Below are 15,406 nucleotides of genomic sequence, written 5' to 3'. Positions count from 1 at the left end.
GTCCCCCATGCGTCATACGCTGGGTTTGAGTGCCCGTATTCAGTAGCCACACCGGTATAAGCGCGTTTGCCCGCGATTGGCGGTGAGTGAGGCGCCTTTACTGCGTCTGGACAAATGCTTTCCTCGGCAAGCGCGCTCCTGCAAAAGACTGCGACGCACACAAAAATCCCCGGTCGAGGCCGGGTTTTTTTTATGAGGCGATGTCGCAATCAGACAGATTTTGCAGGCAGCTGCCCGTCGGTCCTGAGCCTGCCGCGAATCATCGGCAACCCACCACACTTCCACCAGCGGGCATGAACACTGTCAACATTGACAGTATTCAACCAGCGATGGCGGAGCTACTTTTAAGCCAACGGAACGGCTGGCAGCCACTCACTCAAGGAATGATCATGGGCACAATCGCAAGGTCGCATAAGCTAACTCCCCAGTTATGGAAAACCTTGAGGGCGAAATCCGCCAGTCGACAAGGACCCGCTACGGAACCGCTGCTCTTTCTGACTCAAGGCGTGTTTCATACGGTGGATATTGAAGGCTCGGTCAAGCTGAGGATCATTCGAGAACTGAACACGCTTGAGGCGCTGATTGCCGTATACGTCGAGGATTCGGACCAAGTGCTTTCGACCACCGTTTCAGTGGGCGACGCCAGGCTTTATGCCACCCCCCAAGACATCGTTCACCAGGACGGAGGATTCTTTTCGGTCATTCTCAAGATCATTTCCTATCCGGACGCAGAGGTGGTCGCCGATATCTATCTATGGGAAATACCACCCATCGCCGCACCCGAGGCCGTCGAATCCGACCTTGCGCTGTATCTTCCCAAAGGCTCGACTTTCTACGTAAGTCCCTCTGAAGAGGACATTGTCATGGACAGAACGTTAAGACTCTCGGAAGACCGCCAGGTATCGGTGAACATCCGTACTGTTGAAGGGCGCAGCTACTCAACAACAGTCACGCAAGCCGAAGCCATTCGATGCGCCGCGCCCGGTGATTATTATGTGGAAAGCGGTTCCAATGAGCTGTCGGTCATATATGGCATCACCACTCATCCCGAATTACCGTTATCACCGATCCTCAAGCATATGCCGCTGCCGGATGTGCCGAGGTCCCGTCATGACCTCGGCACATGAGTGACGACATTCAGTTCTTTTGCGTAATTAACCCGTCAGCCCGGAACATGCTGCGAATGCCGCGAACGGCCTGACGAATCCGGTCCTGGTTCTCGATCAGGGCGAAGCGCACGTGGTCGTCGCCGTACTCACCGAAACCGACACCGGGAGAGACGCAGACCTTGGCTTCGGCGAGCAGCTTCTTGGCGAATTCCAGCGACCCCAAATGCGCGTAGGTTTCAGGGATCTTGGCCCAGACGTACATCGAGGCTTTCGGGTTTTCGACCATCCAGCCCAGTTCATGCAGACCTTTGACCAGCACGTTACGGCGCTGACGGTACTGCTCAGCGATGTCGAGCACGCATTGCTGGTCACCTTCCAATGCCGCGATGGCGGCCACTTGCAGCGGCGTGAACGTGCCGTAGTCGTGGTAGCTCTTGATCCGCGCCAGGGCATTGACCAGCTCGGGGTTGCCGACCATGAAGCCGATCCGCCAGCCCGCCATGTTGTAGCTCTTGGACAGGGTGAAAAACTCCACCGCGATGTCCTTCGCGCCGGGGACCTGCATGATCGACGGGGCTTTCCAGCCGTCGTAGACGATGTCGGCGTACGCCAGGTCGTGAACTACCAGCACGTCGTACTGCTTGGCCAGCGCAACGACGCGCTCGAAGAAATCCAGCTCGACGCATTGAGCGGTCGGGTTGGACGGGAAGCCCAGAATCATCATCTTCGGTTTGGGGATCGAGCCGCGAATGGCTTTCTCCAGCTCGGCGAAGAAGTCCACGCCCGGCACCAGCGGCACGGAGCGCACCTGAGCCCCGGCGATGACGGCGCCGTAGATGTGAATCGGGTAACTAGGGTTGGGCACCAGAACGGTGTCGCCCTGATCCAGCGTGGCCAGCATCAAATGCGCGAGGCCTTCTTTGGAGCCGATGGTGACGATGGCTTCGTCTTCGGGATCGATGTCGACGTCGTAGCGCTTTTTGTACCAGCTGGAAATCGCCCGACGAAGACGCGGGATGCCACGCGAAGTCGAGTAGCCGTGAGTGTCTTCACGTTGAGCGACGGTGACCATTTTTTCGACGATATGCGGCGGCGTCGCCCCATCGGGGTTGCCCATGCTCAGGTCGATGATGTCCTCACCACGACGGCGAGCAGCCATTTTCAGCTCGGCGGTGATGTTGAACACGTAAGGGGGGAGTCGATCGATGCGCGCAAAACGGCGCGGCGAGACAGGATCTGCCATGTGAACCTCTGAAGACGTAAGCGCCCGGAACCGTCCGAGCGACGCTGGCCACTGCGGTGGCCTGAGGCGAAAGATACGGGCGGGGATGGCGGTTTGTCTACATGGATCAAGCGGCATGCCACAAATTCCGGATACACCACGAATCCTGTAGGAGCGCGCTTGCCCGCGATGCGTCAGATCAGGTACATCAATGGTGACTGACACCCTACATTCGCGGGCAAGCGCGCTCCTACAGGGAACTGCGTCAGGTGAAGACCTGCCGCAGCCCGAAAAGCACCAAAAAATGCACCGGATAAATCAGGTACGCCCAGCGCCGCATCGGCCACACACCGAATGCCGGGCGTCCGCGCAGAATCGTCAACCCCAACAGCGGTGCCAGCAGACAGGCCACCAGCGCGCCGATGGAAATCGGATCGCCCCACAGCATGCCGTCGATAATTTTCGGCCATTCGTTGCTCAGTAAACAGACAATCCCCGGCACAATCGCCAGCCATAACGAGGTGCGCAGCACGAGCACAAACGCCAGAGGCAGCAAAACCCCATACACTCCGAACATCAACTGCGGCCCAAACAGAACACCAATAGCCAAGGCAGCGATACCCAGCAGCCTCACCGGCCATGACCGACTCAATCCGCCCTGCGCGATCAGCAAACCCAGCGCCAGCGTCGGCAATACATTCAGCGTCGTGACCTCACCCGCCATGTAAATCCTGTACGGCAGCTCCGCGATCACAGAAAACACCGCCAGCCAGGTCAGATATTTCCATTTAACCGAAGACTCGATATCCCGTCGGCCGTTGCGCACGACGTTGACGGCAATCGCCAGGCAAAACCATGGGAATGCCAGGCGGCCCGGGACATAGAGCCAATTGGCGTGCCAGCCGACATAGCGCAGGTGATCCATCACCATGCTCAGCATCGCCAGCCACTTGAGCAGGTCCAGCGCGCGATTGCGCACGGGTGCGGTAATTGATTTCGTTTCGGTCATATTGCTTCGCTGTCTGGCTGAATTTTCTGACGCAAGAATGCATGACCAAACCGATCAACTTTGGTTACAGTCGCAGGCTTCGATTACAGGGAACCGGCCATGTCAGACCAAAGCCAGCAGTTTGCCAGCGACAACTATTCGGGAATTTGCCCGGAAGCCTGGGCGGCCATGGAGCAAGCCAACCACGGGCACCAGCGTGCCTATGGCGACGACCAGTGGACAGCGCGCGCGGCCGATCAATTCCGTCAGTTGTTCGAAACAGACTGCGAGGTGTTTTTCGCCTTCAACGGCACGGCGGCCAACTCCCTGGCGCTGTCGTCGCTGTGCCAGAGTTATCACAGCGTCATCTGCTCGGAAACCGCCCACGTCGAAACGGACGAATGCGGCGCGCCGGAGTTCTTCTCCAACGGCTCCAAACTGCTGACCGCACGCAGCGAAAACGGCAAGCTGACACCCGCTTCCATTCGTGAAGTCGCGCTCAAACGCGCCGACATCCACTACCCAAAACCCCGCGTGGTCACACTGACCCAGGCCACGGAAGTAGGCAGTGTCTATCAGCCGGAAGAGCTCAAAGCCATCAGCGAGACCTGTAAAGAGCTGGGCCTGAACCTGCACATGGATGGCGCCCGCTTTGCCAATGCCTGCGCCTTCCTCGGTTGCTCGCCTGCCGAGCTGACCTGGAAATCAGGGGTTGATGTGCTGTGCTTCGGTGGCACCAAAAACGGCATGGCGGTGGGCGAGGCGATTCTGTTCTTCAACCACAAGCTCGCCGAAGACTTCGACTATCGCTGCAAACAGGCCGGTCAACTCGCCTCGAAGATGCGTTTTCTGTCGGCGCCGTGGGTGGGTTTGCTGGAAAACGACGCCTGGCTCAAACACGCACGCCACGCTAACAGCTGCGCGCAGTTGCTGGCTGATCTTGTGAAGGATATTCCCGGCGTTGAATTGATGTTCCCGGTGCAGGCCAACGGCGTGTTCCTGCAACTGTCGGAAGCGGCCATTGCCGCGCTAACTGCGCGAGGCTGGCGCTTCTACACCTTCATCGGCGTCGGCGGAGCGCGCTTCATGTGCTCATGGGACACCGAAGAAGCCCGCGTGCGGGAACTGGCAGCGGACATCCGGCGGGTGATGGGCGCCTGACCAGGCACTGCATGGCGTTTAGAGGCGCGCTTGCCCGCGATCAACGACGATGCGGATATCTTACTGCGGCGCCTTAAGTCAGTCGCACGAGTCCTTCACCCCTGCGCAATCACCTTCTCGATCACCTCGACCGTCGCGCTGACCTTGTCTTCATAACGGCTCAGCGCTTCGGCGTGTTGCTGCTTGAGTTCGATCTGCTTCGAACACAGGTTCAGCGCGGCCAGCACCAGCAAACGATCGCCGATCAGCGTCGGGTAACTGCGCTTGGTTTCAAACAATGCCGACTTCAGCATCGACACAGCGTCCATCAAGGTCTGCTCTTGGCCGGCAGGTGCCTTGATCGTGTAGTCGTTGCCAAGGATGGAAATAACCTTGGCACCGTCCTGATCCGTGATCATGCGTCAACCGCGCTGACGCTGGTGGCGCGATCAACCAGCGCTTGAATACGCGCAGCCGTCGCACCCTGTTTCTCTTCCTGCTCCATCAGACTCAGCTGCAGGCTGTCGTTGTCATCCCTGGCGTGCTTCAACTCTTCGGCGAGTTGTGCGTTCGTGTTCTGCAGTTCCTGATTGTGCTGTACCAGGTCACTGACGAGCTTTTCCAACTGGCTTAGGGATGCTTCCAACATTTTGATATCTCAGGCAAATTTCAAAGGGCGCGTACGATAAAGAAAAGTCACTTTAGCTACCAGTGAAATCAGGGCATTCACGCCACTACACCGACCAACAAGCATCTCTACAACTCTATTGCGCAAACGCATAACGGCCCTGATTGACTCCATTTTTGCGATCTTGTTCCTGCTGTTCGTCAGATCAGCCGGCTGCGACATAACCGCACAGCGCAGACAAGCGGCATCAAGTCCACATGAAACCTACCGATAAAGCGTGCATCTCTGTCACTTCTCTCTTTCGCCTCGCATGGATCGCGGCCTTCCTGGAACCGTAATGTCCCTACGTAATTTGAATATCGCGCCCCGCGCCTTTCTTGGCTTTTCCATCATCGGCCTGCTGATGCTGATTCTGGGCATCTTTGCCCTGTCGCAAATGAACAAGATCAACAACGCCAACGTCGATATGGCCACCAACAGCATGCCGAGCATCAAGGCACTGGATAAGTTGACCGAAGGCAGCATCCGCCTGCGTGTTCTGTCCTACCGCCTGATGCTCAACCGCGACCCCGACACACTGCAGAAAACCAGTGACTTGTTTGCCATGCGCAACAAGCAGATCGACGATGCCCGGGCCGTCTACGTCAAGCTGATTTCCGAGCCGGCGGAGCAGTCGGCCTACGACCAGTACGTGCAGTTGCTCAACGACTATCGCCAGCTTGAAAACCGCATGAAGACGCTGAGTCAGGCAAACGACATGGCCGAACTGATCCGTCTGCTCAGCGCCGATCTGCAGACCAACTCGGACCAGATGAACACCGCACTCGCCAAGTTGATCGAGATGAACACCCAACAGGTCAATCAAGCCAGCGCGACGGCGACTCAACAGTATTCGACCGCGTTCAAGATGGTCGTCACGCTGCTGATCATCGCCACTGTGCTGACCTTGCTCTTCGCTTGGTTGCTGACCAACAGCATCACCCGCCCCATCGCTTCGGCACTGAATGCGGCTGAGGATATCGCCGAAGGCGACCTGACTCGCACCATCACGGTGGACGGTACAGACGAAGCCGGCCGTTTGCTGGCCGCGATGCTGAAGATGCAGTCCAGGCTGCGCGACACCCTGCAGCGCATTTCCGGTTCGGCGACCCAGCTCGCTTCTGCAGCCGAGGAGCTGAACGCTGTTACCGACGAAAGCGCGCGTGGCCTGTCCCAGCAGAACAACGAAATCGAACAGGCCGCCACCGCGGTCAATCAGATGACCAGTGCCGTGGAAGAAGTCGCGCGCAACGCTGTGAGCACCTCGCAAGCGTCGAAAAACGCTACGACGTCGGCGAGCGATGGCCGCGATCTGGTGCAGGAAACCGTCAGCGCCATCGAACGCATGAGTACCGACGTACAGAGCACCTCCACCCTTATTGGCAATCTGGCCGGCGAATCTCGTGACATCGGCAAGGTGCTGGATGTGATCCGCGGCCTGGCGGACCAGACCAACCTGCTGGCGCTCAACGCCGCCATCGAAGCTGCCCGCGCGGGTGAAGCCGGTCGCGGGTTTGCGGTGGTTGCCGACGAAGTCCGCGCCCTCGCCCACCGCACCCAGCAGTCGACCAGCGAAATCGAGCGCATGATCGGCAGCATCCAGGGCGGCACCGAACAGGCGGTGAACTCCATGCGTAGCAGCACCGAGCGGGCGGAATCGACCCTCAACATCGCCAAGGGTGCCGGCCTTGCGCTGGACACCATTAACAGCGCGGTCGTGGAAATCAACGAACGCAACCTGGTGATCGCCAGCGCGGCGGAAGAGCAGGCCCAAGTCGCTCGGGAAGTGGACCGCAATCTGGTGAACATCCGCGATTTGTCGACCCAATCCGCGACCGGCGCCAATCAGACCAGCGCAGCGAGCAACGAGCTGTCGCGCCTGGCCGTGGATCTGAACGGCATGGTTGCGCGCTTCAAGGTGTAAGCAACCCGTCGATCACAGTGTAGGAGCGCGCTTGCCCGCGAAAAAAACAACGCGGTCTCTCAGGTAGACCGCGTCATCGTTCATCGCGGGCAAGCGCGCCCCTACACAGGTCGATCAATACTCGATCCGCACGTCACCCTTCGGCACACTGCAGCACGACAGGATGTACCCCTCCTCTACGTCGTCATCGGTGATGCCGCCGTTGTGCTCCATCTCGACCTCCCCGCTCAGCTTCATCACCTTGCACGTACCGCAGATGCCCATGCCACACGCCTTCGGAATCATCAGGCCCAGCTTGGCAGCGGCGGCGTGGACGGTTTCCCCCGGCGCAACGCGAATGCTCTTGCCGGTGTCGGTGAATTCCACCTGATGCAGTTCAGCGACATCCAGATCCGGCGCATCGGCGGCCTGTTCGGCATGCTCCACGGCGTCGGCACGCGCTTCCGGAGGCGTCGCGCCAAAGGACTCTTCGTGGTACTGCGCCATGTTGAAACCGTTGGCTTCAAGCAACCGCTTGACCGCACTCATGTACGGCGTCGGTCCGCAGCAGAACACTTCCCGCTCCATGAAATCCGGCGCCATGAGTTCGAGCATCTTCTGATTCAGATAACCCCGATAACCCGCCCACGGCTCACCCAGCCCGTGTTTTTCACAGACGATGTGCAGGGCGAAGTTATTGATTCGCGACGCCATCTGCTCCAGCTCACGGTGGTAGATGATGTCTTTGGGCGAGCGCGAACTGTGCACGAAGACCATGTCGACGTTGGCGTTGGTGTCGTAATACCAGCGCGCCATGGACATGACTGGCGTGATGCCGACGCCGCCGCTGAGGTAGAGGATTTTCGGGTTCGGGAAGTCGATGGCGTTGAACAGCCCCACCGGCCCGTGCACCGCCAGCTCCTGCCCTTCGTGCAGCGTGTCGTGCAGCCAGTTTGAGACCTTGCCGCCGGGCACACGCTTGATGGTGATCGAAAAGCTGTACGGCACCGAAGGCGAACTGGAGATGGTGTACGAGCGCATGATCGGCACGCCGTCGATTTCCAGCTCCAGGGTGACGAACTGCCCGGGCTTGAAAAAGAACAGAATCGGCTGGTCGGCCATGAAGCAGAACGTGCGCACGTCCCAGGTTTCCTGAATCACTTTGACGACCCGCACCAGGTGGCGGCCGTTGGCCCACGTCTGGGTGTTGACCGGGCTGAGGAAACTCTGGGACATACTCACTCTCCACGGCCGACGGTCGGCCTCTCATGATGGCGATTCTGCGTAACGCACGAGCCGCCTATTTACCTATCAGCGACATTCACATACTTATGGCGACCAGCCCCGGTCTATAGGGGTCGGGCCGTCGGAAACGGATTCGGCCATGTCGCCCATGGATAAGGTTCAGGTCGCGCCCGGCTCCACACTCGCCATCAATTCATTACAGATTCTTTATCCATCGGCCTGAGCGTCAGAAATCACTGCCGCCTCGCGCGCTTCGCTGCAAACCCACCGTATCAGCCACATTCGTAGACTGCGCAAAGCGCGGCCTGAGGACTTGAAAGATGGACGTCACCGCAACTCTGAGCTTGGGCGATCCGCTGGAACCTGCGCGCAAGGCGACTGCCGAGATGCTGCACACCCGCGAGCGCACTTACTCGCTGCCGCAGCCTTTCTACAGCGATGAGCGGCTGTATGAAATCGATATGCAGGAAATCTTTCAGAAAGAGTGGCTGATCGCGGGCATGAGCTGCGAAGTGCCGGCCAAAGGCAACTTCCTCACCCTCCAGATCGGCAAGAACCCGATCCTGGTGGTGCGCGGGCCGGACGGCTCGATCAATGCGTTCCACAACGTCTGCCGTCACCGTGGCTCACGCCTGTGCACCAAGGAAAAAGGCAAGGTTGCCAAGCTGGTTTGCCCTTACCACCAGTGGACGTACGAGCTCGACGGTCGCCTGCTGTACGCGGGCACCGAGATGGGTGCGGACTTCGACATGAAGCAGTTCGGCCTCAAGCCAGTGCATTGCAAGGTCGCGGGCGGGTATATTTTCATCAGCATGGCGAGCAATCCGCCTGCCATCGACGCGTTCCTGCAGACGCTGAACCACTACATGGAACCGTACGACATGGAGAACACCAAGGTGGCGGTGCAAACCACCTTGATGGAGAAAGCCAACTGGAAGCTGGTGCTGGAAAACAACCGCGAGTGCTACCACTGCAATGCGTCGCACCCCGAACTGCTGAACACCTTGCTGGAGTGGGACGACGTTACCGACCCGCGCGCCGATCAGGCCTTCAAGGACCACGTCGCGGCCTCCGCTGCCGCCTGGGAAGCCGAAAAAATCCCGTTCGCCCACGCCAGCTTTGGCCTGCGCAACCGCATCGTGCGCATGCCGCTGCTCAAAGGCACCGTCTCGATGACGATGGATGGCAAGCAAGGCAGCAAGAAGCTGATGGGCCGCATCCAGAACCCGGACCTAGGCTCGATGCGCATCCTGCACCTGCCCCACTCGTGGAACCACTGCATGGGCGACCATGTGATTGTGTTCACCGTGTGGCCGATCAGCGCACAGGAAACCATGGTCACCACCAAGTGGCTGGTGCACAAGGATGCTGTGGAGGGCGTGGACTACGACGTCGCGCGCCTGCGTGAAGTCTGGGACGCCACCAACGACCAAGACCGCCGTCTGGCCGAAGAAAACCAGCGCGGCATCAACTCGATCGCTTACCAGCCGGGGCCATATTCGAAGACCTACGAGTTCGGCGTGGTGAACTTCATCGACTGGTACAGCGCCAAATTGCTGGAGAACATGGGCGCCGAACCTGCTTCGTATTTGAAGGGCGTGGCGGTTAACCACGAGTAGGGTTTTACCTGTCGGGTTTGAGCTGACACTGTCGCGGGCAACCGCGCTTCTACAGACATTCACCTGTAGGAGCGCGCTTGCCCGCGATGCGTTTTGGATGGGTGAGTGGAAATCCGGGTGAACGTCTCTGGATCTGCTTCTGGTTCTGCGTTGATCAATACCCAGAGGAGACACCTGCTCATTTTTTGATCATATCGCTCAACCTGCCGGATTCAGGGGCGCAAGCCTGACCGCGAACATGTTATCCACAGAACAGCCAACAGCCTATGTGTGTAAGTATGCCGACTGCTGTGGAAAAGCGTGAAAAGGGCTTAGTACAGGAGACAAGCAGAGCAAATCGACGCTCGATAGCTGTTATTGGTTAAATTTTGAACAAAGCTTTGGAGGCCACGAATTACAAGGGCCGCAGCGAATCACGAACATGTTATCCACACGCACGCGCACAGACAATGTGGGTAAGAACACGCGCCGACAAGGCTGGCTTGTGGAAAAAATCCATAAGAATCCGCCAGATAGAGCGATCAAAAATCAACCAGCCGGCTGAGAGCGACGCCAGCAAAGGGCTGTAGCAATACGCAAACAGTTTATCCACAGGCGGATCAACAGCGATTGTGGGTATGTATACATAGACATTTGGGTGGGTACGTTTAGGAAGCGTCTGACATCCATGCCCCGGACAGCTCGGTACACTCAGCGCAAATCAACCGGCGGCAAGGAGCACCCTCATGCATCACTGGACACCGTTCTCACACAAAGTCGTCATTGAGGCGAACAGCAGGCTATGTAAACGTAAGCAAGGGGCTTCGTTTGCTCTGCCCAAGGAATTATTGGGCATTATCAGCTTTAAACCCAAGACCACAGAAGAAATCAGGGAAGCATTCCGATCGGCCTCCCGCAGGCTCCGGCAGGAGTGATCTCACATGACCGAAGAGCGCTACAACTACATCTTCAGCGAGTTAGTGAACGATGAAGACGACATACTCGGCCAACTGGCCTACTCGGTGTATAAACGGCAAAAAATCGAGTATATCCACGCGTTCAAAGAGAGAAACGGCACTGATCCGCTAGATTGCGATCTCGTTGCGTTTCACGATATCAGCAACAGCAGTTCGCAACTTGAAGCCTATCGAACCCAGGCGACCCGGCTGGCGACAAACTTTCTGGAGTCCTCACTGAGTACCGAAACGGACGAGTTGGCAGCGTTTTGCTCCTCAAGAGCCGCCAACGACATCCGAATGGCGCGGCCAGGGTTTTGGAAGGGAGCTGCGCAGAGCCTCGTTGGTTCGGGCTTGTTCACTTTACTGGTTGGGTGTCTCGTTTTCTTCGCATGGAGTTTGAAACAGGGGACGCGTCAGGTCATTGAGCAGGTTTTCGACGTTGTGATTGTTGATGCAGATTCCAGGGGTCAAAAAATGCAGCCAGATACGCCTCAGTCGTGAACGGAGAAAAGGCGCCATCGTGGCGCCTTTCGGTGCTCAACGCACCACCCCCTCCTCCACCAGCAACTTCAAAATCGCAGCAGCCCCCTCCTGAGCAGTCACTCCCTTGAGAACCTGCCCACCGCCTCCGCTCGCTTTCGCCGTTGCGGCCTTCATACGATCAGCGCCGCTCTTGGCTTTGATGACCTTCAAGCGCTTCGGCCGTGGCTTGGCGGGCGTCAGCTTAGCGTCGATGAACACTTCGTCGATGACCACTTCAATCTCCTCCACATCCAGCAAACCGCGTTGCGCCGGGCCGTAGGCGCTCTGGCGGGGTTTCGGTGCAGAGTTATCCACAGTCGCCAAAAACGGCAGGCGGACTTTAAGTCGGCGGCGTTGACCTCGGGGGAGCGCCTGCAGCACCTGGGCGCTGCCGTTGCTCATGGACTCGACCTCGGCCAGGCCCACCACCAGCGGCCAGCCGAGCTTTTCAGCCAGCAAATACGGGAGCATGCCGGAGCCTTCGCCGGTTTCAGCCTGACTGCCGGTCAGCACCAACTGCACCCCGGACTCGCGCACATAATCCGCCAGTCCGGGCAACGCGTCCGCACCCGGCGGCTGAGCCAGCACGTGAAGCTCGTCCACGCCCATGCCCAGGTAGCCACGTAATGCGGGCTCTTCGGCATCACCGGCATGCAACACATGCAAGTTATCCCCAGCCAGTTGCAAACCCAGCTCAACCGCCCGGGCGTCCTGCTCGGCGCGACGCGGCCGGCCAGACGTCGGATGAGCGCCGACAGAGACGAGGCTGATCACGTGCAACGCACCTTTATCCACAGAGCTACCCATTTCAGGCTGCATCGCGCTTCGCCCCATTCCGGTAGGTGTCGACCGCTTCAACCAGCGCTTCGAGAATGGCAGCGCTCTCGCCGATCACCGACAAATCAGCCCGTTTGATCATGTCGCAGGTCGGATCGAGGTTGATCGCCACCACCTTGTCGCAGGCGCCAATGCCCTGTAGATGCTGGATCGCGCCGGAAATCCCGACCGCCACGTACACCCGGGCAGTGACCCAGGTTCCGGACGCACCGACCTGGCGATCCCGGGTCATGAAGCCATCGTCGACGGCCACACGGGATGCGCCTTCTGTAGCGCCAAGGGCGACGGCAGTGCGGTGAAACAGCGACCAGTCCTTGACCCCGTTGCCGCCTGAAAATATGAATTCAGCTTCGGACATGGGGATAAGCGCAGGATCGACCGCCACGGCGCCGAGGTCCTCGATGCGCGGCAAGCTACGCGCGACAGCTGTGGATAACTCCATAGGCAGCGCTTCATGCCGCGTTTCACTGACAGGCTCTGCGCATTCCGCTTGAGCAAGAATCAGGCGTGATACGGGACGCAACAGGTCCTCCGCGCCAGCACCTGCACGACCGATGCACTGTTCGCCAGCCACTTGCCAGACGCGTGTCGACGGACGCTCGCCCAGGCTGGCCGCAAAGCGGCGCCCCAACTCGCCCCCACCGTTTCGGCTGTCGGGCAGTAGCCAGTGATGCGGGTCGAACTGGTTATCCACAGCCCGCAGACCCTGCACACGCTGCTCGGGCGAATAGCCACTGAACGCGCTGCCTTCCAGTACCAACAGACGATCTACGCCAGCGGTATCGAACGCGGTCTCTTTGTGCTCGCCAAAAATCACCGCCAGGACAGCGCCCTCGGTGCCAGCCAGCCCGTGGGCCAAGCCCAGCAGATCGCGGTCATGGCTGCTCAGACGGCCGCCGACCATGTCGGGCACAACAGCGATGTAAAAGGCCGGCGTTGCAATTCGATGCAACGGCAATGGCACGTCCACCGATGCGGAGCGTTTGACCGCGCCCCCTTGCTGCGCCCCGCTTCGATCAATGCGCTTAACCCCGTTGGGACCGATAAAACCGATGCCATGCACGTTTTTACGCAGCACACCGTTGGGGCCCATCCAGCTGGATTGGGCCGGTTGCATGGAAGCGTGCAAGGGATGCAGGCGGTTTCGCGCGATCCACTCAGCGCGCGGGTCGCGGCGGATAATGTCGCTCATCAATGGGCCTCCGCAGGTTCACGTCGGGCCGCTGCCGGTTTTGCAGGCGCGGTGTCTTCAAGCAGCGCGTCAGCCACCAGTTCGGCGATGTCCTTGATCATCGGCCGTGGCTCGACCACGCCTTCAAGCATCGCGGTGCACTGTGGACAACCCACGGCCACCAATTCGGCGCCGGTCTCGCGGATGTCATCCATGCGCATGTCCGGAATCCGTTGCCTGCCGGGAATGTCGGTGATCGGAGCGCCACCACCGCCGCCGCAGCAACGTGAGCGGAATCCGGACCGCACCATTTCCTTGACCTCGATGCCCAGCGCACGCAGCACATCGCGCGGCGCCTGGTATTCGCCGTTGTAACGACCGAGGTAGCAGGGATCGTGATAGGTGACGCTGGCACCTTTGTGCTGGCCCAGATTCAACGCGCCGTTGACTATCAGCTCTGCCAGATAAGTGCTGTGGTGCTGTACGACGTAGTGGCCGTCGAACGCACCGTATTCGTTTTTCAGCACATGAAAGCTGTGCGGGTCGCAGGTGACGATGCGCTTGAAGTCGTACTGCGCCAGCGTCTGGATATTGCGTCTGGCGAGCATCTGGAACGTCGCTTCATCGCCCAGACGCCGCGCAACATCACCGCTGTCACGCTCTTCAAGACCCAGCACCGCGAAGTCGACCTTGGCGGCTTTCAGCACCTTGACGAACGCGCGCAAGGTGCGCTGATTGCGCATGTCGAACGCGCCATCGCCGACCCAGAACAGCACGTCCACGGTTTTCCTGTTGCTCATGACCTCAAGGTTCAGGTCTGCTGCCCAGTTCATGCGTCCACCCGGGGCGAAGCCGCCTGGGTTGTCGGTCGCAATCAGGTTTTCCAGCACCTCGGCGCCCTTGTTGGGCGTTGCGCCCTTTTCGAGGGTCAGATGCCGACGCATGTCGACGATCGCGTCCACGTGCTCGATCATCATCGGGCACTCTTCCACGCAAGCCCGGCAGGTCGTGCACGACCACAGGGTGTCGGCGTCGACCAGTCCATTGACGATGGGTTGATGGGGATTGCCGCCATGCTCACCGACAGGCTTGCCTTGGCCGTCAAGGGACGGATAGGGACTTCCCGCAAAGTTTGCATCAGTGCCGCCCGCCAGCCCGACGACCATGTCTTGAATCAGCTTTTTCGGGTTCAGCGGTTGGCCGGCGGCGAAGGCAGGACAGGCAGCTTCGCACTTGCCGCACTGCACGCATGCATCGAAACCGAGTAGCTGGTTCCAGGTGAAATCCTTGGGTTTTTCGACGCCCAGCGGTGCGGTTTTGTCTGCCAGATCGAGGGGTTTCAGCCCTGTCGAACGGCCCCCGCCGAAGCGCTCCGGGCGACGGTGCCATGCCAGGTGCAGCGCGCCGGCGAACGCGTGCTTCATCGGCCCGCCCCAAGTCATGCCGAGGAACAACTCGCAGACGCCCCAGAGCACGCCGATGCCAAGAATGATCGCCAGCAGCCAGCCGCCAAAGTTCGCAGGCAAAATGCCCGCAACCGGCAACGTGACGATAAAGAACGAGCCCGAAAACGCCAGCAGGCTTTTTGGCAGGCGCATCCACGGGCCTTTTGACAGCCGACTCGGCGGCTGACCACGACGCAGGTACATGAAGATCGCGCCAACAAACATCACGGCCGACATCAGCAGCAGCGCGTAGCCAAGGACCCGGTTATGCAGGCCAAAACCGTGCACCAGAATCGCAAGGATGATCGACGCAACCGCGCCGCCCGCCGTGGCGACGTGGGTGTTGGCGATGTATTTGTCCCGCGCGACGACGTGGTGCAGATCGACCATGTAGCGCTTGGGCATCGCCAGCAGGCCGCCGAGCAGATCGACCCTGGACGCACGCCCGTTGCGCCACAGGCTCACCCGCCGCAGCGCGCCAAGGACCGCAAGGCCCAAGGCAGCGAAGAGCAGGATGGGAAGAAGGGTGTTTAGCATGTGGAGCTCCCAAAAAACCTCGGGTGTCACAAGGGCCTTGTAGGAGCCGGCTTGCTGGCGAAC

The 15,406-nt window shown here is 59.4% G+C and carries 13 protein-coding genes and 1 pseudogene; 6 read left to right on the top strand and 8 right to left on the bottom strand.

Features of this window, described 5'->3' with window-relative positions; genetic code table 11:
• The first annotated feature begins 293 nt into the window (after positions 1–293).
• Positions 294–1,127, top strand: a complete 834-nt coding sequence (locus OKW98_RS03555) for a hypothetical protein (RefSeq protein ID WP_265387996.1) — start codon at positions 294–296, stop codon at positions 1,125–1,127.
• Positions 1,128–1,137: 10 nt separating this feature from the next.
• Here the strand turns inward: OKW98_RS03555 and alaC are convergent, their stop codons facing one another.
• Both alaC and OKW98_RS03545 read right to left on the bottom strand, forming a co-directional pair.
• Positions 1,138–2,352, bottom strand: coding sequence for an alanine transaminase (gene alaC / locus OKW98_RS03550; protein ID WP_265387995.1), 1,215 nt, complete (start codon positions 2,350–2,352; stop codon positions 1,138–1,140).
• A 244-nt stretch (positions 2,353–2,596) separates the two neighbouring features.
• Positions 2,597–3,340 (bottom strand): TraX family protein, encoded by a 744-nt coding sequence (locus tag OKW98_RS03545; RefSeq protein WP_265387994.1) that lies wholly within the window; start codon positions 3,338–3,340, stop codon positions 2,597–2,599.
• A gap of 99 nt (positions 3,341–3,439) precedes the next feature.
• On the opposite strand from OKW98_RS03545, the gene OKW98_RS03540 reads away from it, so the two are divergent.
• Positions 3,440–4,480 carry a low specificity L-threonine aldolase gene (locus OKW98_RS03540; protein WP_265387993.1) on the top strand — a complete coding sequence of 347 codons (1,041 nt, stop codon included), beginning with the start codon at positions 3,440–3,442 and terminating at the stop codon, positions 4,478–4,480.
• Positions 4,481–4,575: 95 nt separating this feature from the next.
• Here OKW98_RS03540 and OKW98_RS03535 read toward each other — a convergent pair whose 3' ends face one another.
• Positions 4,576–4,878, bottom strand: a complete 303-nt coding sequence (locus tag OKW98_RS03535) for a cell division protein ZapA (RefSeq protein ID WP_065991262.1) — start codon at positions 4,876–4,878, stop codon at positions 4,576–4,578.
• Positions 4,875–5,108, bottom strand: a complete 234-nt coding sequence (locus OKW98_RS03530) for a hypothetical protein (protein ID WP_265387992.1) — start codon at positions 5,106–5,108, stop codon at positions 4,875–4,877. The genes OKW98_RS03535 and OKW98_RS03530 overlap by 4 nt, the downstream gene beginning before the upstream one ends.
• A 289-nt stretch (positions 5,109–5,397) precedes the next feature.
• Here OKW98_RS03530 and OKW98_RS27410 point away from each other — a divergent pair.
• Together OKW98_RS27410 and OKW98_RS27405 are read left to right on the top strand one after the other, a co-directional pair.
• Positions 5,398–6,147 (top strand): annotated as a pseudogene (locus OKW98_RS27410) (MCP four helix bundle domain-containing protein); the annotation flags it as partial.
• A gap of 30 nt (positions 6,148–6,177) precedes the next feature.
• Positions 6,178–7,050, top strand: a complete 873-nt coding sequence (locus tag OKW98_RS27405) for a methyl-accepting chemotaxis protein (RefSeq protein ID WP_416148418.1) — start codon at positions 6,178–6,180, stop codon at positions 7,048–7,050.
• Positions 7,051–7,164: 114 nt separating this feature from the next.
• On the opposite strand, the gene gbcB is transcribed toward OKW98_RS27405, so the two are convergent.
• Positions 7,165–8,265 (bottom strand): glycine-betaine demethylase subunit GbcB, encoded by a 1,101-nt coding sequence (gbcB, locus tag OKW98_RS03520; protein ID WP_237251596.1) that lies wholly within the window; start codon positions 8,263–8,265, stop codon positions 7,165–7,167.
• A 329-nt stretch (positions 8,266–8,594) separates the two neighbouring features.
• On the opposite strand from gbcB, the gene gbcA reads away from it, so the two are divergent.
• The gene (gene gbcA, locus OKW98_RS03515) at positions 8,595–9,893 is read left to right on the top strand and encodes a glycine-betaine demethylase subunit GbcA (protein ID WP_265387990.1); all 1,299 of its coding nucleotides are present in this window, start codon (positions 8,595–8,597) and stop codon (positions 9,891–9,893) included.
• A 920-nt stretch (positions 9,894–10,813) separates the two neighbouring features.
• Positions 10,814–11,332, top strand: a complete 519-nt coding sequence (locus OKW98_RS03510) for a hypothetical protein (protein WP_265387989.1) — start codon at positions 10,814–10,816, stop codon at positions 11,330–11,332.
• 36 nt (positions 11,333–11,368) lie between these two features.
• Here OKW98_RS03510 and OKW98_RS03505 read toward each other — a convergent pair whose 3' ends face one another.
• Genes OKW98_RS03505 through dgcB form a run of 3 tightly spaced genes read right to left on the bottom strand, consistent with a single transcriptional unit; the run spans position 11,369 to position 15,343 of the window.
• Entirely contained in the window at positions 11,369–12,172 is an 804-nt protein-coding gene (locus OKW98_RS03505; RefSeq protein WP_265387988.1) for an electron transfer flavoprotein subunit beta, read from the bottom strand.
• Positions 12,162–13,382, bottom strand: a complete 1,221-nt coding sequence (locus OKW98_RS03500; protein WP_265387987.1) for an electron transfer flavoprotein subunit alpha/FixB family protein — start codon at positions 13,380–13,382, stop codon at positions 12,162–12,164. Before OKW98_RS03500 ends, OKW98_RS03505 begins: the two co-directional genes overlap by 11 nt.
• Positions 13,382–15,343: a dimethylglycine demethylation protein DgcB gene (gene dgcB, locus OKW98_RS03495; RefSeq protein ID WP_265387986.1), complete on the bottom strand. Its 1,962-nt coding sequence runs from the start codon at positions 15,341–15,343 to the stop codon at positions 13,382–13,384. Before dgcB ends, OKW98_RS03500 begins: the two co-directional genes overlap by 1 nt.
• Positions 15,344–15,406 lie beyond the last annotated feature (63 nt).

Origin of the sequence: Pseudomonas sp. KU26590 (assembly GCF_026153515.1) — a bacterium.
Taxonomy (GTDB): Bacteria; Pseudomonadota; Gammaproteobacteria; order Pseudomonadales; family Pseudomonadaceae; genus Aquipseudomonas.
This window is presented reverse-complemented; position numbering and strand designations above follow the sequence as displayed.